The organism is Algibacter sp. Ld11 (assembly GCF_045066735.1).
Lineage (GTDB): Bacteria > Bacteroidota > Bacteroidia > Flavobacteriales > Flavobacteriaceae > Algibacter.
On the sequence record NZ_JBISHH010000022.1, the window covers coordinates 122,339 to 142,052 of the forward strand.

Here is a 19,714-nt window from a genome sequence, read left to right on the forward strand (position 1 = left end):
AGATTTTATCAACTTCAATACAATATTTTATAACACTTTTAACACTTCCGAATAAACTTAAATCCTTAAATTTGCACGACCTTAAAAAGGCCTTTACCATGCAAAAAAAACTAGCCAATATTCTTTTTTCAACGCGTTTAACGTCATTTCTATTTCTTGCTTTTGCTGCGGCTATGGCAACCGGTACATTCTTAGATGCCGGACAAGATATGTCTCCAACGCCATACACGCGTAATTTAATTTACAATACTTGGTGGTTCGAGGGTATTATGGTGTTTTTCGTAATTAACTTTGTAGGTAATATTTTCCGTTTTAGATTATACAAAAAAGAAAAATGGGCGACTTTTATTCTGCATTTAGCGTTTATATTTATTCTTTTAGGAGCTTTTATTACTCGTTATGCTAGTTTTGAAGGGATGATGGCTATAAGAGAAGGAGAAACACAAAATTCTTTTCTTTCTCAAAAAACATACGTAACAACTTATGTTGATGGGGATTTTGAAATTGATGGTGTAGCCCAACGTCGTGTTTTAGAAAACGAAGTTGATTTTTCTGGACGTCTTGATAACCATTTTAGTATTAATAGTGAATACAATAATTCACCTATAAGTATTGAGTTAGATAAATTTATTGTAGGGGCAGAAGAGGATATTATTCCTGACGAAAATGGCGAATCTTATTTAAAAATAGTAGAAGCTGGGGCTAGTGGTCCGCACAATCATTTCTTAAAAGTGGGTCAAGTATCTAGTGTGCATAATGTGTTATTTGCATTAAATAAACCAACCGACGGCGCTATAAATATTACATTTGAAAACGACGAGCTTACCATTAATTCACCATTTGAAGGTGAATACATGACTATGGCAACCCGTGCACAAGGCTTGTTAGTAAAAGATAGTATACAACCTTTAATTTTACGTTCACGTTATGTTATTGGTAACATGCAACTTGTATTTCCGAAGCCCGTTATCAAAGGTGTTTTTGATGTAGTTAAAAAAGCAACTTTTCTTAAAAATGATGAAGATGGTTTGGTGTTAAAAGTAACAGCCAACGGAGAAACAAAAAGTGTTGGTTTACTTGGGGGCAAGGGGACAAGCAGTAGTTTTAAACAAATAGAAGTTGGAGGGTTAGATTTTGCTTTTAAATATGGATCTAAACAATTAGAACTTCCATTTTCAATTAAATTGAATGATTTTGAAGCAGAGCGTTACCCAGGAACCGAAAGAGGTTACTCTGCATACTCTAGTGAAGTAACGGTTTTAGATGAGCAAGAAGGTGATTATGATTATAAAATATTTATGAATAATATTTTAGATCATGGCGGTTATCGCTTTTTTCAATCAGGTTTCGACCCAGATGAAAAGGGAACCATACTTTCTGTTAATCATGATTATTGGGGGTCTTTAATAACCTACATAGGGTACTTTATGCTTTATTTCGGTATGATGGCTATTTTGTTTTCTAAACATTCTCGTTTTGGAGACTTAAAAAAACAGTTAGAAAAATTAAAAGCTAAAAAATCTAAGACTTTAGCTGTTATTATCTTATGTTTTGGATTGCAAGGTTTTGCTCAAGAGCATTCTGCAAACGATGGGCATAACCACAGTAATAAGCCAACTAAAGCTCAAATAGATTCTGTTTTAAAAGCAAATATTACTCCAAAAGAACATGCAGGAGAATTTGGTAATTTGGTCATTCAGGATTTAAGTGGCCGTATGATGCCTGTGAATACGTATGCTTCCGAAATGTTAAGAAAGCTTAGTAAAAGTGATACTTATGGCGATTTTGATGCGAACCAAGTATTTCTATCTATTCAAGAAAGTCCGCAATTATGGTACAATGTGCCTATAATTTACTTAAAAACTAAAAAGGCTGATTCTATTCGCCATATGATTGGTGTGGATTTAGATGAACAATATGCCACACTAGCCGATTTCTTCACAGAAAGAGGAGAATATATTTTAGCGCCTTATTTAGATGAAGCTTATAAAGCGCAAGTGCCAAATGGTTTTCAAAAGGAATTTAAAGAAGCCGATCAGCGCGTTAATTTATTGTTTAATACTGTTGAAGGACGTTCATTAAAAATTTTCCCAATTCCTAATGATGATAACAACAAATGGATTTCTAATTTTGAATTCAAGGAAAACCCTACGGTTATAAAAGATTCACTTTATAATAATTTTGTAAAAAGCGGATTTTTAGCATACCTATATACCTTAAATTCTGCTAAAAAATCAGGTGATTTTTCTGAGGCTTCAAAACTTTTAAGAGCATTTAAAGATACGCAACACAGGTATGGTGGATCGGTAATGCTTAGCGATCAAAAAGTAAAAACCGAAGTGCTTTATAATAAATACGATATTTTCAAAAAGTTATTCAGCTGGTATATGTATGCTGGTACTTTAATGTTTGTGTTGTTAATTTTTCAAATATTTAAGTCGCATAGCAAAGGTTTAAATACCTCTATTAAAGTATTCAAATTTATAGTGATAGGTTTATTTGTATTACATACGGCAGGTTTAATTGTTCGTTGGTATTTATCAGGTCATGCACCTTGGAGTGATGCTTATGAGTCTATGATTTATGTGGCTTGGGCTACTATGTTATTTGGGTTGCTTTTTGGGCGAAAGAGTGATTTAACCATGGCATCTACTGCATTTGTAACAGCAATGATTTTAATGATTGCACATTGGAATTGGATGGATCCAGCTATAGCAAATTTACAGCCTGTTTTAAATAGTTATTGGTTAATGATACACGTGGCAGTAATAGTTGCAAGTTATGGACCATTTACATTAGGAATGATTTTAGGTGTTGTGTCATTATTCCTGATGATTTTTACAAATAAAGAAAATAAAGATAAAATGCTGCTTAATATTAAGGAGCTAACCGTAATAAACGAAATGGCTTTAACCGTAGGTTTGGTTATGCTTACCATAGGAAATTTTTTAGGAGGTATGTGGGCTAACGAAAGTTGGGGGCGTTACTGGGGTTGGGATCCAAAAGAAACTTGGGCACTTATTAGTATCATGATTTATGCCTTTGTTATACACATGCGCTTGGTGCCAGGATTAAGAGGGCGTTGGTTCTTCAACCTTTGGTCTATAATAGCTTTTGCTAGTATATTAATGACGTATTTTGGGGTAAACTTCTACCTCGCAGGATTGCATAGTTATGCAAGTGGTGATCAAATAGTAAGTGTTAAGTTTATTGTTATTGCTTGTGTTATTGTTGCTGTTTTAGGTGCTTTCGCTTATCGTGGCCACGTGAAGTATTATAAAAAGTAATTAATTCAACGCGTTAAAAATCAATTGATTAAAGTTTTTTTATTATATTTAGACATTCTCTAAACTTTTATAATAGTGGTTGTTCTGGTTTTTTTCAGGACAATATATTTAACTTGTTTAAGCACTATATATTATGTTTAGATTGAAAAAAATATTGACCTTAGTTTTAACAACTATTGTAGTTCTTAATTTTCAAAGTTGTAGAAGTAAAAAGGCATTAGCAGAAATTAGTTATTTGTATAAAAACTGTAATGAAAGTGCTTCAGAAAAGCAATTATATATTAGTCGTTTAAATGAACAAAATAGCTTTTTAAAAAGTAGGAACTTAAGATTACAAGAACAACTTTTGAAAGTTGAAAATACGGAATCGCATTACGTTGGGGTAGCCCCAAAATATCCTGTGTTAGAAGTTGCTCCAGTAACTTACGGAACTGTAGAAGACGTCTCGGGTCTTCCTGTAGCTTATTTCTCTACTAATGATTATCACGAATCTCAAGAGCGACAAGATGAAATAAAACAAGATTCTCTACAAGATATTGTTGATAATTTTAAAACTTCCAATTATAGCATATCTTATGGTAAAATTGCTTTTTATTGCCCTAAAACATTAACACATAAAAAAATATACAATGCTTATGGTTTAATTGCTGATGTCATTTCTGATAACAAAGTAAGAGAAATGCTCATTGATAATGTAAAAGAAATCAATGGAGGTCTGAGCGAAGATAGCCTGAATAATGATGATTTTTTAATTAAAGAAATTAAGTATTACAATATAATCGAATTAAGTTTTGATGAAGTACTAAATCAAGATTTTGATATAGAGAAAGTACATGAACAGGATAAGCAGTTTGTTTCTAGTAAGATGGAGGGGTGGCATTGGCAAATTAGGCCAATGAGTTCTAAGGAAAATCAGCAATTAATTTTGAAAGTTAAAATTTTTAAGCCTAATGGAGAATTAGATGATGTGTTTTCTAGAAAATATAATTTTAAAATTATTGTTGATCCGTTTAGTTTTGTTAGTGATGTAAAGGAGTTGTTTTTGAAAGAACCAAAATGGGCTTTGGGCTCAATAATACTTCCTTTTATAACTTTCTTATATGGGCGTTATGATAAAAGAAAAAAAACTACGTCGAATGCGTAATGTGAAATTTTATTGAAATAAAAAAAACAGTATTTCATAAATTTATGAAATACTGTTTTTTTTATAAAGTAAATTAATACTTATTTATTGTTCACATGTTAAAATGCTAACAAGACTTCGTTATTAAGGTCTACCTTTTAATCTTTTTTCAATTTTTTGCTTTACCGCAGTCAATCGCTTCATTAAGTCCATAATTTCTTGGTCCTTGTCTACTTTATATACATCGTTTAGGCTTAAAATAAGATCTTTTACCTCTCTCGAAGCCTCTATGCGTTCACTGGTAGTTTTAAAAGTATGTTTGCGTTGTTCAAATTCAACCGCTTTTTCAATTAGTTCCATATATAATAATCGTTTTTCTAGTATTTTTTTTGAATAAAACACGTTGTGTGTTATTCACAATTCGACAATATAATAAAATATTATAAATTTCTTGATTTTAAAGCAGATTTTTAGCTAAATTTTAATGATTGAGAGGGTTATCGATGTCTTTTTAAGTCGTTTCTGGAGTTATTTTGAAAAAAATACAATGCTATTTCTTTATTTTAAAAGGTGTATTTAGGTATTATTTAACGTGTTTTAACTTAACTTACTTTTTAAGTTTTTGTTAACATTTATCGGTCTTTGGATGTGTAATTTTATAGCTTAAAAAATAATTATAACTAAAATGAAAAAACTACTATTAATTTTATTGGCATTTGCAGCGTCTTACAGCGTAAACGCACAGATTGAAACACCACAACCAAGCCCAAAAGCTAAGTTTGAGCAAAAAGTGGGATTAACCGATGTTACTATCGAGTATTCTAGACCAGGAGTAAAAGGGCGTAAAATTTTTGGTGATTTAGAAAGTTTTGGAACTATCTGGAGAACTGGAGCTAATGAGAATACAAAAATTACGTTTAGTGACGATGTTATGGTTGCCGGACAAACATTGAAAGCTGGTTCTTATGCGTTATTTACAAAATTGATTTCTGCAACAGAGTGGGAGTTTATGTTTTATACCGATACTAGTAATTGGGGAACACCTCAAAATTGGGATGATAGTAAAGTTGCCGCATCTGCAAAAGTAGCTGTTGAGGCTATTCCTTTTGTTGTGGAAACATTAACTATTGATATTAATAATATATCTAACAATGGTGCTAATTTAGAGCTAATCTGGGATAGTTCTTATGCTGTTTTACCGTTTACTGTTCCTACAGAAAAAACGGTTTTAGCAGGTATTAATAAAATTATGAATGGCCCCGGTGAAGCTGATTATTACGCTGCGGCAGCATATTACTTATCTGAAGGTAAAGATATGAAGAAAGCTACAGAATGGATCGACAAAGCGGTTGATATGACAAAGGATAAACCTCGTTTTTGGTATTTACGCAGACAAGCACTAATTCATGCGGCAAATGGAGATAAAGCAGGGGCTATAAAAGCGGCTAAACAATCTTTAACTTATGCAAAAGAAGCAGGGAATGATGGCTACGTAAAAATGAATACAGCATCTCTAAAAGAATGGGGAGCGATGTAATACGCTTAATTACTTTTAAATTAAGCTATTAACTTTTAAGTAAAAAGCTCAACGTTCTAACGTTGAGCTTTTTTTATTAAAGATGTGTTTCTTTAAAACGGACATCATAGTTTAAGTCCATACTAGATTATAAATGAAAAATTGCAACGCCAATTAGTTTTTAATAGTACAGTTCATCTCTCCTTCTTTTTTCACTCCTAGTTTCATTAAAATAGTTTCTAATAAGCACCATTTTGTGAATGCTGATTGAATCATGTTTACACCAATAAATACGGTAAACCACATCCAATTCGGACTAACAAAAACAGTTAATACAACGCTTAAAAGCACCATAAAACCAACTATAACTCTAAAATATGTATTTAACATTTTATTCTTTTTTTTAGTTTATATAAATTTTTCTATTGGAACTACAACCGCTTTTAGCGGGTTATTAGTTTCTAAATTTGTATTGAATTCTTTTATAAATTTAAACAGGTTTTCAATATTTTCATCTTCAGCGAAAGAGAAAAATAAGCTCGATTCATTTCCTCCTTTTTCTCCTGAAAACCAGCTAGACCCCATCAGTAAAGACGAATTGTTTTTATATCCATCAATGTCTGAACTGCTCAAGTTTTCAATATTTGCTTGCTTAAATAATTTCAAAACATCTTTCTGAAATTGCTCAACTGCTGTAACTATTACTAATTTCATCTTGTTTGCTTTTATTTATAATTCTTTTTTTCTATCATATAATACACTAACGGCACTACCAATAAAGTCAACACTGTAGATACTATAGTTCCGCCCATTAATGAGATGGCTAATCCTTGAAAAATTGGATCGAATAGTATCACAAATGCGCCGATAACAACCGTTCCTGCTGTTAATAAAATTGGTGTTGTACGCACTGCTCCAGCCTCTATACAAGCTTGTTTAAGCGACACACCTTCCTCAGTTCTTAAGTTGATAAAATCAATCAATAACACCGAATTTCGTACCATAATTCCCGCTAAGGCAATCATACCTATAAAAGAAGTTGCTGTAAAAAAGGCTCCCATAATCCAATGACCAAGAATAATTCCTATTAAAGATAATGGTATAGCTACCATCATGACAATTGGTGCTTTAAAGTTCTGGAACCATCCTACAATTAAAATGTAAATTAGAATGATAGCACCTAAAAAGGCTATTCCTAAATCTCTAAAAACTTCTAAAGTAATTTGCCATTCTCCATCCCATTTTACAGTGTAATTGTCTTCAAAATCTGGCTGGCCTAAATACATTTCGTTTAGCTCGTAACCTTTTGGTAATGATATTTCTTTTAATTTTTCTTCCATACCAAGAATTGCATACGCTGGACTTTCTAAATCTCCAGCCATATCTGCCATAACATAAACCACTCGTTTTTGGTTTTTACGATAAATACTTTTTGCAGCTGTATTCTCTGTAATAGTCACTAAATCGGCGATTGGAACTAAATTCCCTTGTTTAGATTTTACTTGTAATTGCGAAATATCTGTAATAGTAGATTTTTCTTTTTCATCTAAAGACAATACTAGTCCAATTTGGTTAACAGCATCTTCATCATATAAATTTGTAATGGCTCTGTTAGACAATGCCATATTCATGGTGTACGCTATTTGCTGCGGTGCAACACCATAAAGCATTGCTTTTTCTTTGTTGATATCAAATTGATATTCTGTTTGGTCAGCTTCAACCATCCAATCTATATCTACTACATCATCCGTGTTTTTTAAGATGTTTTGAACACTATTGGCTATTTTAATTTGCTCATTGTAATCTGGTCCATAAACTTCTGCAACAATAGTAGATAGAACAGGAGGTCCTGGTGGCACTTCAACTAGTTTTACATTGGCATTATATTTTGAAGCTATTTTTTGAATATCTGGACGTAATAATTTAGCGATATCATGACTTTGAGCAGAACGTTCTTCTTTATCTAATAAATTCACTTGAATATCTGCCATGTTACTTCCACCACGTAAATCATAATGACGTACCAAACCATTAAATGTTATTGGGGCAGAGGTACCAACATAGTTTTGGTAATTTACCACTTCTGGTCGTGTAGATAAATACTGTGATATCTCTTGTGCTACAACACCAGTGCGTTCTAACGTTGTACCTTCAGGCATATCAATAACCACTTGAAATTCATTTTTGTTATCAAAAGGCAACATTTTAACAGCAACCGACTTGGTGAAAAACAACACCATGGTTCCCATTAGCACTAAAAAAGTTAATCCTAAAAACATCCAACGTTTTCCTTTACTTTCCAACAAAGGGTGTTCAAATTTGTTGTAAACTCTATATATAAGGGTCTCTTCAACTGGTTTTTCTACTTTCTCTTCAGCTCCTTTTTTATCTTTTTCTTTTAGAAAAATATATCCTAAATATGGTGTTATTGTTAAAGCTACGAATAGAGATAAAATCATCGCAATAGAAGCTCCAATTGGCATTGGCGCCATATATGGCCCCATTAATCCTGATACAAAAGCCATTGGTAAAACAGACGCTATTACTGTAAATGTTGCTAAAATGGTTGGGTTTCCAACTTCGTTAATAGCGTATAAAGCAGCTTGCTTAAAAGGTAAGCGCTTCATTTTAAAATGCCTATGCATGTTTTCGGCAATAATAATCGAGTCGTCGACTACAATTCCGGTAACAAATACTAAAGCGAATAAGGTAATACGGTTTAGAGTGTAATCCATCATGTAGTAACTCAATAACGTTAAAGCAAAGGTAATTGGCACCGACAAAAACACAACCAATCCGCCTCTCCAACCCATGGCTAGCATTACTACAATAGTTACGGCAAAGATAGACCCTATAAGGTGCCATAGTAACTCCGATACTTTATGTGATGCTGTTTCACCATAATTTCTGGTAATTTCAACATGAACATCATCAGGTATTAAAGTGCTACGTAAATGATTTACTTTGTCTATAATAATCTCAGAAAGTTTCATAGCATCGGCACCTTTTCTTTTTGCTACAGAAAGGGTAACCGCTGGATATTCCGATTTATAATCCGATACTTTTTCACTTCCTTTTCCAAAGCCTAAACTCACATAATTTTGCGGTATTTCAGGTCCATCAATAATTTTAGCAATCTGTTTTAAATAGATAGGTTGATTTTGTTGTACACCAACCACTAAGTTTTCCACATCTGTAACCGATGCTAAAAATTTCCCTGTATTTATTAAGAATTCAGTATCGTTTTTATCAAAACTTCCTGAATTCAATTGGCTATTATTCGCCTTTATCATTTCCGACACGGATAGAAAATCTAGTCCACTTGCGGCTAATTTGTCCTTATCTAGAACTACACGTAATTGGCGGTTTCTTCCTCCAATTTTATGCGTTGTAGATACATCATTTACTTTCTTAATTTCAGCCTCCAATTCCAAAGCCATTTGGCTTAATTGGTAATCGTTGTAGTTTTCACTCCACAGTGTTAGACCTAGCATCGGTACATCATCAATCGCTCTAGTTTTTACCAACGGAAACGTTACACCAGCTGGCATTTGGTCCATATGTTTGTTAATTTCGTTATATAATTTCACGAACGAGCGTTCAATATCTTCTCCAACATAAAATTGCACGATAACCATACCTTGCTCTTTCATAGAAGTAGAATAGACGTACTCCACACCTTTAATATTCGAAATTAATTGTTCTAAAGGCTTAATCACTCGCGATTCTACTTCAGTAGGGCTTGCACCAGGATAGCCCACAAAAATATCTGCCATAGGCACATCAATTTGCGGCTCTTCTTCACGCGGAATTAAAAACGAACTGTACACACCAACTACCATAAAAACAATCATTAAAAGCACTGTAAGCTTTGATTGCATAAAGACTTTGGCAATTTTACCTGCGATTCCTTCTTTCATTATTGTATATTTATTTGGGCGTTTTAACAGGCTATCCGTTACAATCTTTTTTTGCCATATATGGTAGCAAAAAAAGGATTTCCACTTCTATCCTTAACGCAACTTTTTAGTTATTGAATTGAAATTTTTGCTCCATTAAATAGTTTGCCTTCCGCAGAAACTATGTAAGCTTCATCTGTATTTAAACCAGATAATACTTCTACCTGATCACCAAATGTTCTACCTAAGCGTAACCAACGTAACATGGCTGTGTTACTTGAGCTTACTGTATATACTCCGGATAGTTGTCCGTTTGTTACAATAGCCTCATTTGGAATTAACACCATTGATGTCTTGGCCTTTCTTTCTACGGGAAATTGGACTGTAGTAAACATACCTGATAAAATATTGGCATCCGTTTTATCTAAATCTATTTTTACTAGATATTGTCCTCCAGTATTTTTGGCAGATGTACTTACTTCTTTTACTTTTCCTTTCAACGTTTTATTAATGGATTTTACTACAACATCCACTGTGCTTCCTGATTTAATATCCGAAATTTCAGTTTCTGGCACCATGGCCATGACTTCAAAATTACCAGGTGTTTCAATGCTAATTAAAGGGACTCCAGGGTTTGCCATATTACCGGCTTCTACATTTTTACTTGTTACAATGCCACTAAAAGGTGCACTAATGTTACTGTAAGCAAATTGTGCATTAATTCCGTTTTTCATTTGATTTGCAGCTTCTAAACGCGCTTTAGCCATTTCAAAATTGGCAGTCATATCATCCATCTCTTTTTGAGACGCGCTATTATCAGCAAATAAATTTTTAAAACGGTTGTAATCTTTTTGTGCGTTAGTAAAAGCAGCAGTAGCTTCTGTTATACCAGCATTTACTTGTGCTTTTTGGGCTTGTAAATCGGTGTTGTTAATAGATATTAATAATTGTCCTTTACGTACTTTATCACCAACATTTACATGTACTTTATTGACGTAACCCATCATTCTGGTACTTAAATCTGCACTATTTGTGGCTTGAATTTTTCCGCTAACCGATAAAAACGGACTGTTTCCATTCGCTTCTATTTGATTTACTTTAACAGCAATTACTGGCGAGTTATCCGCTACTGCTTTTTTGTCTTCGCTACCACAACTTGCTACAAATAGTGCTACAGAAAGTGTTAGGGTTGTATATAGTTTTTTCATTTTAAAAATTATTCTTTAGTTAAAAATTGTACGTAGGCTTGCGTGTAATTGTATTCGAAAATGGTTTGATAATATTCTAATTGCTTTTGTGCGTATTGGGTTTCTGCAATTAATAAATCTGATGTTTTTTCTAAACCTTCTTTAAATCTATTGGTTCTTATTCTTAACGATTCTTCCGATTGTTCTAAGGCTAAAGTGGTTAACTTTAGTTTATTTTCAGCATCTAAAAAGGCACGTTTTGCTTTGTTTAATTCTAAATTAGATTGAGACACATATTGTGTGTATTCTAATTTAGACTTTTCGAATTCGGATTTACTTTTTTGCGCTTTTCCAAAACGTTTAGAGCCTTGAAATATATCCCAACTTAATTGAGCACCGAATAAATACCCATTAGCATCACCTTGAAATATTTGGTCGTCATATAGCTCGTAACTACCAAAAGCATTCAATCTTGGTAAAAAAGCCATTTTGTCGGCTTTATTCATAGCTTTAAAAGCGTTTGATGCTAATTGCATGGCTTTAATGTCTGAACGATTTTCTGATATGGATTTATCTCCCAAAGTTAAATTTGAAACCATTAATTCATCAGTTGGTGAGTAAACTACATAACTTTCATCATTCATTAAAAAGGATAAATAATTTGATGCGTTTTGTACATTACTTTTTGCCATTTGCAATTGGTTTTGTACTTCTGTAACTCGCACTTCAACATTCAATACATCTGCACGTTGCAAATAACCTTGTTTAAAACTATCATCAGCTAATTTTTTATTGGCATTTGCTGCTTCTAATGCTTTTTCCAAAACATCAACCGCTTTATAGGCCAATTGTAATTGCATGTAAGCTTTATCTACCTCAAAGGCTAAATAATCTTGGGTACGCTCTGTTTTTAAAGACATTGCTTCCATTTTAGATTTAGCTGCTTTACGTTGGAACATACCATCTAAGTTGATTAATGGTTGCTGAATTTCTAATTTAGTTGCAAAATTTTGAATTTGTGAAGGATCATTCAACAAGGCCGGATTAAAATCATCTGAAGTTAAAATTTCCTGATTTAATTTGGAACCAAAAGCCATTAATGGGTTAGTGGTAGCAATTGCAGAATGGCTAGCTGTAATATTTGGTAAAAAAACCGCATTGGTTTGGCGATAATCTGCTCGTGCCTGCTTAAATTCTTCTTCCGAAATCTTAATGCTTGTATTGTTTTCTGAAACTTTAAACAAAACATCAGATTTTGTAATTGGTAGTATTTCTTGAGCATTCATGCCAAAGCCGAAAGCAAAAAATAATAGAGGTATATAAAAGTGCTTTTTCATTAATTATTAATTTATAGTACAAAGGTACAGTGGATCAACTCTGGTGGAAGTAACATTAGTTACCTAGCGGAGAAATTGGGAATATTAGAGATTACTATGTGTTTAGCTATACTTAACTTACTTTTGTAAAACATATGGATTCATTAACACAAATAGTATTGGGAGCAGCTGTAGGAGAAGCTGTTTTAGGAAAAAAAGTTGGCAATAAAGCTATGTTTTATGGAGCTATTGCTGGTACAATACCCGATTTGGATGTATTTGCATCTTATTTTACAGATACCGTTACAGCACTCGCTGTACATCTTGGATTTACACACTCTATTGTATTTTCTATTTTATTTGCGCCTATTTTTGGGTGGCTTGTTTCTCGTTATGAAAAATATAAAAATTTTAAGGGATGGTCTTGGTTATTCTTTTGGGCATTTATAACGCATCCTGTTTTAGATGCACATACCACTTGGGGAACTCAATTATTTTGGCCTTTTGATCTCCGTTTGGCGTTTAAGACTATTTTTGTAATCGATCCGCTTTATACATTGCCTTTTTTGGTGTTTTTAATTTTAGCGATGCTACAAAAGCGGACTACCAAAAAGCGCCAAAGTTATAATAGTATTGGGCTGGTACTAAGTTCGTCTTACCTAGTGTTAACTTTTTTTTTGAAATGGATGGCATTTAATCAATTTGAATTAGCGCTAAACACACAAAATATAGACTATAAAGAAATTGACACTAGGCCTTCACCATTAAACACCATACTTTGGAGTGCCAATATAGATGTAGAAAGCGCTTATTTATTAGGTAATTATTCATTTTTTGATAAGCAAGATATAACCTTTGAAAGCTATTCTAAAAATCATGAATTACTAGGTGAACTTGCAGAAGATGAAAGTGTAAAACGTATGATTGCTATTTCCGAAGGCTGGTACACCATTAATAAAAAAGATGATATACTTTATTTTAATGATTTACGATTTGGACTAATGAGTTTAACTCCGAAGGCAGAAAATTTCGTTTTTAAGTATAGAATGGATGTGGATACTTCAGGACATGTTGTATTTACCGAAGAGCCTAAAGATAATCGTGATGGTAAAAAACTATTAGTAGAATTATGGAAACGGGTAAAAGGAAATTAGCTTTTTTTCAAAAATAAAAGACACTTATAATTATTATAAGTGCCCTTTTACTAACCAACCAAAAAACCGATAATCACATCAGTCAACTTTTCTAGTGCCTCCATGTCCTCCAGCTACTACAACCATTATTTTTATACTTAAATAAATGAATTTGAAGAACTGAATGATAGGATTCATCATTTTAAATCTTTGATATTTTGATATTCTTTGTGTCATTATAATAGTTATTAAATTCTTGTAAAATTTTTATAAAGTCTTTAAAATTATTGGGGCTTAAATGATAAGCGGTTTAGATCCAAAAAAGTTTCTGTATTTATTCAGGAATTAACCACCAAAATGGTTTCATTTTAGCTTTGTAAATAAAAGCATAGTGCAACGCTAATTTTAACCAATGCCCAGCTAACCCAATTTCTCCAAAAGTTTTACCTAATTTTCGTCCTTGTGTTTTTGGGTACTTCTCATAATCCGGAACTATAGGGAAAGTTGTAATGCTAACACCACTACCTTTGGTAAATCCATAACCAGCAGAAGCAATACATGCTGCTCCCATATTTCCCAAACTTCCTTTATGATTAAGCGATTCTTTGCCATTTTTTATAGAATCTATAATGTTATCTGCTACTAATTTTGCGGTTATACCAGAAGGCATTCCAGTTCTTGGTGGGGCAGGAGAGATAACTGTTCCGTTTTTACTTGTTCTTGGTTTAGAAATGGCGTGCGGTGGGGCAAATGCAATTCCTGGAGCAAATATGTTTTTGTAACTTGGGTTTTGATAGGTTTCTGGCCAATCTTTAACAGACCATTGTTCGTATGGTTTAGGGGTATAATCGGCATCAACAATCATAAAACCTTTAAAAAGTTTTTCGGTGATATCATTTTCATTTCTATCATAAGCTTTAAAACCATGACCAGAAAATGAAGGGATTAGCATGGCAAAATCGTAACTTTCTGTTTTATGCTCACCTTCTAGGTTTTCGTAATATGCTAAACCATCTTCAATTTTATTAACACCTGCTCCAAGAATCCATTTAATGTCTCTATCTTCAAAAATCATTTCAACCATTTCATGAGATTTCATAGTCATACTTCCATAGCTTAATAACATGCCATCCATGCCAAAATCTCCCAGCTGGTATTCATTAGAAATCCAGGTAACTTCAGCCATATCACGCACGTTATGTTTGTGTAATTCTTGTTCTACATTTAATATATACTCAAAAGCGGCACCTTGGCAAGTTGATTTTGCATGACCCGTACCAATTAAAATTTTAGCTTTTTTACCAGCTTTCATTTGCTTAATTACTTCATTTAAGCCTTCCCAAGCATGATCGGCATGTGTGTAGGTACAAACAGAAAATGTTTTGTTTTTTCCAGGTATAAGACCATCTGTAGCTTCAAAATTTAATTTAGGCCCTGTAGCATTAATTAAATAATCGTAAGTTACTTTTTCTTGTTTTCCTTTATTATTACCAGCTACATATTCCGATAAAACATATGGCTTTTCTTCTATTTTGTCTCCCTCTGGAAAAAAAGAAACAGCTTTGGCTTGTTTATATTGAATACCTTTCCTTTTATATAAAGGGGCTAAAGGAAATAATATTTTTTCAGATTTCATTCTACCTATTCCTACCCAAATGTTAGAAGGAATCCATTGGTAATTACTGTTAGGTGATACAACAACAACCTCGTGCTTTTTTGATAGTTTTCTACGTAAATGTGTTGCTGCTACATGGCCGGAAATTCCGGCTCCTAAAATCACTATTTTGGACATGGTGGTGGTTTTTTATGTAAAGATATAGGCAACTTAAATATTGTCCCGCTACAATTGTTACATAAGTAAATTGATTCGTTTAATTTTAATTATAATCGTTAAGTGTTTTAAAATGAAATAGTAAGGCTGTGTTTTTTTTACATGTTTTTTGATGCCTTTAAGAGATTGTATGTATAATTCATGAATGAAATTATAAGAAATGAATGCATTATTTTTTTTTCAGTTAATTTCTTTTGCTTTTGATATAAGAAATCTTTTATAATTTAAATACCTTGTGGTTTAAAATTTAGAATTATATGAATATTACCGCTGCATATACCGATCTCTATCAAATTACAATGGCTCAAGTCTATTTTGAAACCAAACCTAATGGCCGGGCGGTGTTCGATTATTATTATAGAAACAATCCATTCAATAGTGGGTATTCCATTTTTGCTGGGCTGGAGGATGTATTAGACATTCTAGAAACTATAAAATTTTCATCGTCTGATATTTCTTATTTAAAGGAAAAAGGCTTTGAAAACGAGTTTTTGGAGTATTTAAAGAATTTTCGCTTTAGAGGTAATATTCGCTCTAGTAAAGAAGGCGATGTGGTTTTTCCTAATCGTCCCATATTACAGGTAGAAGCGAATATTATTGAAGCTCAAATAATAGAAACAGTTTTACTTAATATTCTTAATTTTCAAACATTAATAGCCACAAAGGCGAGTAGAATACGGCGGAGTGCTAAAGATGAAGTTTTATTAGATATGGGCTTGCGTCGTGCTCACGCCACAGGAGGTTATTATGCTTCTAGAGCTGCCGCAATTGGAGGTTTTGATAGTACAAGTAATGTTAAAGCTGCCGAAGATTATAATATTCCATCGTCGGGTACTATGGCACACTCCTTTATACAAAGCTATGAGGACGAATTAGAGGCTTTTCGTGATTTCGCAAAAGTACGACCAGAACATTGTGTGCTTTTAATAGATACATACAACACGCTTAAAATTGGACTTCCAAATGCGATTAAAGTTGCAAAAGAAATGGAAGAAAGAGGTGATAAGCTTTTGGGAGTGCGTTTGGATAGTGGCGATTTAGCCTATTTGTCTAAAAAAGTAAGAATAGTTTTAGATGAAGCTAACTTGCAGTATGTAAAAATTGTAGCGTCTAATCAGTTGGACGAATACGTAATTAAAAGTTTGAAAGAACAAGGTGCTCCAATTGATATTTATGGAGTCGGTACTAATTTAGTTACAGGAAAACCTGATGCTGCTCTAGATGGCGTTTATAAATTATCGGAGTACAATGGAACGCCAAGAATAAAACTTTCTGAAAATATTATAAAAGTTTCACTTCCTTTTAAAAAGCAGGTTTATAGGATGGTAGATGCTAACGACATGTTCTACGGTGCAGATGCTGTAGGCCTTTTTAATGAAGATGAAATATCCCAAATGGAGCACCCTTTTGATATTACTAAAAAATTAAATCTTAGCCTATTTAAACATGAGCCTCTGTTAGAATTGGTTATGGAAGCAGGTAAAAGAGTGTTGCCGTCTCGTTCTGTTGACGAAATTTCAAAATATTCGCAATCTAGATTAGAAAAACTACCAAATGAGTATAAGCGTTTTCAAAACCCACATATTTATAAAATAGGTTTAAGCAGTGAGCTGAAGAAGGAGCGCGATGTGTTAATTCAAGAACATAAAAGATAAAGATATGAAAGCGCTATTAATAGTTGATGTACAGAACGATTTTATTCCGGGAGGATCACTAGCTGTGCCCGAAGGAAATCACATTGTACCTGTAATTAATGCCATCCAAGAGCATTTTGATATGGTGGTGGCTACGCAAGATTGGCATCCAGAACATCATATTAGTTTTGCAGCAAATCATGTTGGAAAATCTAACTTTGATGAAATTGAAGTTCATGGAAAGCCACAAACTTTATGGCCAGTGCACTGCGTGCAAGGAACATTGGGTGCTGATTTTCATCCCGATTTAGTTACTAAAAAATTTGAGGCCATTTTTAGAAAAGGAACAGATATAGGGATTGATAGTTATAGTGCTTTTTATGATAATGGCCATTTAAAATCGACTGGTTTATCGGGCTATCTAAAGGAAAAGGAAATTAAGCAACTTTTTGTATGTGGTTTGGCTTCAGATATTTGTGTTTATTTTTCTATTTATGATGCCGTTAAAGCAGGATTTGATTGTGTTTTTATTGAAGATGCTTCTAAAGCTCTTGACCATGGCGGATTTACCGAAATTAAAAATAAAATGCTTGCTTTGGGCGTTAAAATTATAAATTCAGATTCTATATAGAAGTGTGATGCTTTTCGAATTTAATAAATAACTCTCTGCCATGGCGTGTTTGGTGAGAATTATAGCATGCATCTAGTACCTTAATATTAAAATAGGGTGTAAAGTATTCTAAATATTCTTCTTTAGAACCACCAAAAGGTGGTTGCGTATCATATAAAGGAACATTGAACAGTAAGCCCACTATTTTTCCGTGTTTACATAAAATTTCGAAGGCTTTTTCCGCGTAAGCGTTTCTTAAATTTGGATTTATGGCACAGAAAAATGTTTGTTCTATAATTAAATCGAATACCATATCAATATTAAAGAAATCACCATGAATAATGTGTTCTCTTGGAAAAGATGGTACTCTTGATTTTAGATGTATCAAAGCCGTTTCTGATAAATCTATAACATAAACATTCGTAAAACCGTTATTGTGTAAATACTCGGCTTCATGAGAATTCCCGCCACCAGGAATTAAAATTTTTAAATTTTTGTTAGTTAGCTGATCGATGTATGCCTTTATGGGTGGTGATATTATGCCTAAATCCCATCTGGTATCGTTAAGCTTATATTTATTATCCCAAAAGTTTTCACTTAAATCCATTAATAAGATGCCGTAATAACATTGATAAGTTCGTTTTTATCAAGTACACCAGACTGTCTCCAAACTTGTTTTCCTTTTTTAAATAAAAGCATGGTTGGTACACCTCTGACTTGATATTTTGCTGCTATAGCTTGATTTTTATCAACATCGATTTTAATAATAGAAACTCTGTTTTTTAAATTGTCTTTGACATCTTTTAGAATGGGACTCATCATCTTACAAGGGCCACACCATTCTGCATAAAAATCTACCAATACTGGATTTTCTTGGTTTATTAATTCTGAAAATTTACTCATGGTTTAGTTGGTTTTATTTATAACAAGAAATATACTTTTTTTTGATGTATCTACATAATATGCACATCGTTTTAAAGGTATGAATATACGTTAATTCTTTTTTATTTTGGTGATTATTTGGCTTCTATTAACTACGTTGTAAATTTAATAGTTTTTACTATAGCCATACTTTCTATTAAAGAAATAGGTTGTAGTAAAACATAAGAAACACAAGCTTACTGATAGGTCTTTTTTATTTATTCAATTTGTTATAGATGTTTTTTATAACAATTAAACCAATAATACCTCCAAAGATTGAAACCAAACAATTTATAATAAATGGTGTGCTATGAAAGTTCCCATTTGCCATAATAGACCAAGGATTAAAGCCTAGTCTTCCAAACGACTTAATAAAAAATATGCTTCCAAATACACCAATTAAAGTATTTCCTGTAAAGCCGAATGAATATTTCTTTTTAAAATACCCAAACATATTTGCGGCAATTATTCCTATAAAAATACTAATTAAAGAAATTAAAGTACCCGTCATAACTTTATCATTTATTATTACTTTTCAGCTTATTCAAGGTGTTTCCAATCGCCTTGTTTTGAAGGTTTAAAGATATCGTTTTTCAAAGCTTTGGAACGTTACATTAGTTACAGTTATCAATTTATATGTGCAAATATTCATTATATTTTTACGCCAATAAAGCGTACCACTTGTGCCTTACCTTTATGATAATTTCCTTCTGAAAGTTCAATCGATTTTTCTTCTAAAATTTTAAAATCTAAACCTTTGAATTCTTCTTTAATTTCTTCGATAGAAAACAGCATTGCTTCATTTTTTGGTCCGCCAGAATCATTTTTTAATTGGGATTTAGCAAAAGCTTCAAAAATAATTGTTCCTCCTTTTTTTAGTAGTTGTAGCATTTTTTGATTGGCATTTTTTCGAATATTTATGGGGAAATGGGTATAACAAAATGCAATTACATCAAATTGTTTTGAGCTTGTGTAATCTAGTACACTAGTTGTTTTATAATTTATATTAACGTTACTTTGAGTAGCTAGAAGTAGCGCCTTTTGTTTTCCTTGTTCACTAATGTCGAAAGCAGTGGTTTTCCAACCTTGAGTAGCTGCATAAACGGCATTTCGACCTTCGCCTTCCGCAGGTAAAAGGAGCGTTCTAAAAGGTAGTTTTTGTAATTGTTCTTTAAAAAACACATTAGGTTCTATACCATAAACGAATTCTTCTTGACCAAAGCGGTCGTTCCAAAAATCTGCAGGATTGTTCTTCAT

Annotated in this window: 17 protein-coding genes; 6 read left to right on the plus strand and 11 right to left on the minus strand. The window is 32.8% G+C overall.

The features are described from left to right. The first annotated feature begins 98 nt into the window (after window positions 1-98). Complete coding sequence (gene ccsA, locus ACJJV4_RS08670) at window positions 99-3,287, plus strand: cytochrome c biogenesis protein CcsA (RefSeq protein WP_405293459.1); 3,189 nt, start codon at window positions 99-101, stop codon at window positions 3,285-3,287. 142 nt (window positions 3,288-3,429) lie between these two features. Further along, complete coding sequence (locus ACJJV4_RS08675; RefSeq protein WP_405293461.1) at window positions 3,430-4,431, plus strand: hypothetical protein; 1,002 nt, start codon at window positions 3,430-3,432, stop codon at window positions 4,429-4,431. Window positions 4,432-4,554: 123 nt separating this feature from the next. Here ACJJV4_RS08675 and ACJJV4_RS08680 read toward each other — a convergent pair whose 3' ends face one another. Further along, a complete protein-coding gene (locus ACJJV4_RS08680; protein WP_042498369.1) occupies window positions 4,555-4,770 on the minus strand; it encodes a hypothetical protein in 216 nt (71 codons plus the stop codon). 325 nt (window positions 4,771-5,095) lie between these two features. Between ACJJV4_RS08680 and ACJJV4_RS08685 the strand changes: the two genes are divergently transcribed. Next, complete coding sequence (locus ACJJV4_RS08685; protein ID WP_405293463.1) at window positions 5,096-5,947, plus strand: DUF2911 domain-containing protein; 852 nt, start codon at window positions 5,096-5,098, stop codon at window positions 5,945-5,947. Between the two features lie 153 nt (window positions 5,948-6,100). Here ACJJV4_RS08685 and ACJJV4_RS08690 read toward each other — a convergent pair whose 3' ends face one another. From ACJJV4_RS08690 to ACJJV4_RS08710, 5 genes are all read right to left on the minus strand, one after another. Beyond that, on the minus strand, window positions 6,101-6,316 hold the full coding sequence (locus ACJJV4_RS08690; RefSeq protein ID WP_405293465.1) for a DUF2892 domain-containing protein: 216 nt from the start codon (window positions 6,314-6,316) through the stop codon (window positions 6,101-6,103). A gap of 18 nt (window positions 6,317-6,334) precedes the next feature. Then, window positions 6,335-6,640: a hypothetical protein gene (locus tag ACJJV4_RS08695; RefSeq protein WP_405293467.1), complete on the minus strand. Its 306-nt coding sequence runs from the start codon at window positions 6,638-6,640 to the stop codon at window positions 6,335-6,337. Between the two features lie 11 nt (window positions 6,641-6,651). Further along, entirely contained in the window at window positions 6,652-9,846 is a 3,195-nt protein-coding gene (locus tag ACJJV4_RS08700) for an efflux RND transporter permease subunit (protein ID WP_405293469.1), read from the minus strand. 110 nt (window positions 9,847-9,956) lie between these two features. After that, complete coding sequence (locus ACJJV4_RS08705; RefSeq protein WP_405293471.1) at window positions 9,957-11,033, minus strand: efflux RND transporter periplasmic adaptor subunit; 1,077 nt, start codon at window positions 11,031-11,033, stop codon at window positions 9,957-9,959. Window positions 11,034-11,041: 8 nt separating this feature from the next. Then, a complete protein-coding gene (locus tag ACJJV4_RS08710) occupies window positions 11,042-12,349 on the minus strand; it encodes a TolC family protein (protein ID WP_405293473.1) in 1,308 nt (435 codons plus the stop codon). 134 nt (window positions 12,350-12,483) lie between these two features. On the opposite strand from ACJJV4_RS08710, the gene ACJJV4_RS08715 reads away from it, so the two are divergent. Further along, entirely contained in the window at window positions 12,484-13,482 is a 999-nt protein-coding gene (locus ACJJV4_RS08715; RefSeq protein ID WP_405293475.1) for a metal-dependent hydrolase, read from the plus strand. 313 nt (window positions 13,483-13,795) lie between these two features. On the opposite strand, the gene ACJJV4_RS08720 is transcribed toward ACJJV4_RS08715, so the two are convergent. Continuing rightward, entirely contained in the window at window positions 13,796-15,253 is a 1,458-nt protein-coding gene (locus tag ACJJV4_RS08720; protein ID WP_405293477.1) for an NAD(P)/FAD-dependent oxidoreductase, read from the minus strand. A gap of 296 nt (window positions 15,254-15,549) precedes the next feature. Here ACJJV4_RS08720 and ACJJV4_RS08725 point away from each other — a divergent pair, with 296 nt between their 5' ends. Together ACJJV4_RS08725 and pncA are read left to right on the plus strand one after the other, a co-directional pair. Next, window positions 15,550-16,947, plus strand: a complete 1,398-nt coding sequence (locus ACJJV4_RS08725) for a nicotinate phosphoribosyltransferase (RefSeq protein WP_405293479.1) — start codon at window positions 15,550-15,552, stop codon at window positions 16,945-16,947. A gap of 4 nt (window positions 16,948-16,951) precedes the next feature. Then, entirely contained in the window at window positions 16,952-17,557 is a 606-nt protein-coding gene (gene pncA, locus ACJJV4_RS08730) for a bifunctional nicotinamidase/pyrazinamidase (RefSeq protein ID WP_405293481.1), read from the plus strand. On the opposite strand, the gene ACJJV4_RS08735 is transcribed toward pncA, so the two are convergent. The 4 genes from ACJJV4_RS08735 to ACJJV4_RS08750 form a co-directional block, all read right to left on the minus strand. Further along, window positions 17,550-18,143 carry a methyltransferase domain-containing protein gene (locus ACJJV4_RS08735; RefSeq protein WP_405293483.1) on the minus strand — a complete coding sequence of 198 codons (594 nt, stop codon included), beginning with the start codon at window positions 18,141-18,143 and terminating at the stop codon, window positions 17,550-17,552. The genes pncA and ACJJV4_RS08735 overlap by 8 nt on opposite strands. Then, window positions 18,143-18,439 (minus strand): thioredoxin, encoded by a 297-nt coding sequence (trxA, locus tag ACJJV4_RS08740; protein WP_405293485.1) that lies wholly within the window; start codon window positions 18,437-18,439, stop codon window positions 18,143-18,145. Before trxA ends, ACJJV4_RS08735 begins: the two co-directional genes overlap by 1 nt. A 232-nt stretch (window positions 18,440-18,671) precedes the next feature. Next, window positions 18,672-18,968 carry a hypothetical protein gene (locus tag ACJJV4_RS08745; RefSeq protein WP_405293487.1) on the minus strand — a complete coding sequence of 99 codons (297 nt, stop codon included), beginning with the start codon at window positions 18,966-18,968 and terminating at the stop codon, window positions 18,672-18,674. Between the two features lie 140 nt (window positions 18,969-19,108). Then, window positions 19,109-19,714 carry a class I SAM-dependent methyltransferase gene (locus ACJJV4_RS08750; protein ID WP_405293489.1) on the minus strand — a complete coding sequence of 202 codons (606 nt, stop codon included), beginning with the start codon at window positions 19,712-19,714 and terminating at the stop codon, window positions 19,109-19,111.

What these genes read in the sequence shown, in the direction of transcription:
- ACJJV4_RS08720 (WP_405293477.1), bottom strand. Translation starts at nt 15,253, where the DNA reads ATGTCCAAAATAGTGATTTTAGGAGCCGGAATTTCCGGCCATGTAGCA.
- ACJJV4_RS08705 (WP_405293471.1), bottom strand. Translation starts at nt 11,033, where the DNA reads ATGAAAAAACTATATACAACCCTAACACTTTCTGTAGCACTATTTGTA.
- ACJJV4_RS08735 (WP_405293483.1), bottom strand. Translation starts at nt 18,143, where the DNA reads ATGGATTTAAGTGAAAACTTTTGGGATAATAAATATAAGCTTAACGAT.
- ACJJV4_RS08725 (WP_405293479.1), top strand. Translation starts at nt 15,550, where the DNA reads ATGAATATTACCGCTGCATATACCGATCTCTATCAAATTACAATGGCT.
- ACJJV4_RS08715 (WP_405293475.1), top strand. Translation starts at nt 12,484, where the DNA reads ATGGATTCATTAACACAAATAGTATTGGGAGCAGCTGTAGGAGAAGCT.
- trxA (WP_405293485.1), bottom strand. Translation starts at nt 18,439, where the DNA reads ATGAGTAAATTTTCAGAATTAATAAACCAAGAAAATCCAGTATTGGTA.
- ACJJV4_RS08750 (WP_405293489.1), bottom strand. Translation starts at nt 19,714, where the DNA reads ATGAAGAACAATCCTGCAGATTTTTGGAACGACCGCTTTGGTCAAGAA.
- ACJJV4_RS08680 (WP_042498369.1), bottom strand. Translation starts at nt 4,770, where the DNA reads ATGGAACTAATTGAAAAAGCGGTTGAATTTGAACAACGCAAACATACT.
- ccsA (WP_405293459.1), top strand. Translation starts at nt 99, where the DNA reads ATGCAAAAAAAACTAGCCAATATTCTTTTTTCAACGCGTTTAACGTCA.
- ACJJV4_RS08700 (WP_405293469.1), bottom strand. Translation starts at nt 9,846, where the DNA reads ATGAAAGAAGGAATCGCAGGTAAAATTGCCAAAGTCTTTATGCAATCA.
- ACJJV4_RS08685 (WP_405293463.1), top strand. Translation starts at nt 5,096, where the DNA reads ATGAAAAAACTACTATTAATTTTATTGGCATTTGCAGCGTCTTACAGC.
- ACJJV4_RS08690 (WP_405293465.1), bottom strand. Translation starts at nt 6,316, where the DNA reads ATGTTAAATACATATTTTAGAGTTATAGTTGGTTTTATGGTGCTTTTA.
- ACJJV4_RS08710 (WP_405293473.1), bottom strand. Translation starts at nt 12,349, where the DNA reads ATGAAAAAGCACTTTTATATACCTCTATTATTTTTTGCTTTCGGCTTT.
- ACJJV4_RS08745 (WP_405293487.1), bottom strand. Translation starts at nt 18,968, where the DNA reads ATGACGGGTACTTTAATTTCTTTAATTAGTATTTTTATAGGAATAATT.
- ACJJV4_RS08695 (WP_405293467.1), bottom strand. Translation starts at nt 6,640, where the DNA reads ATGAAATTAGTAATAGTTACAGCAGTTGAGCAATTTCAGAAAGATGTT.
- pncA (WP_405293481.1), top strand. Translation starts at nt 16,952, where the DNA reads ATGAAAGCGCTATTAATAGTTGATGTACAGAACGATTTTATTCCGGGA.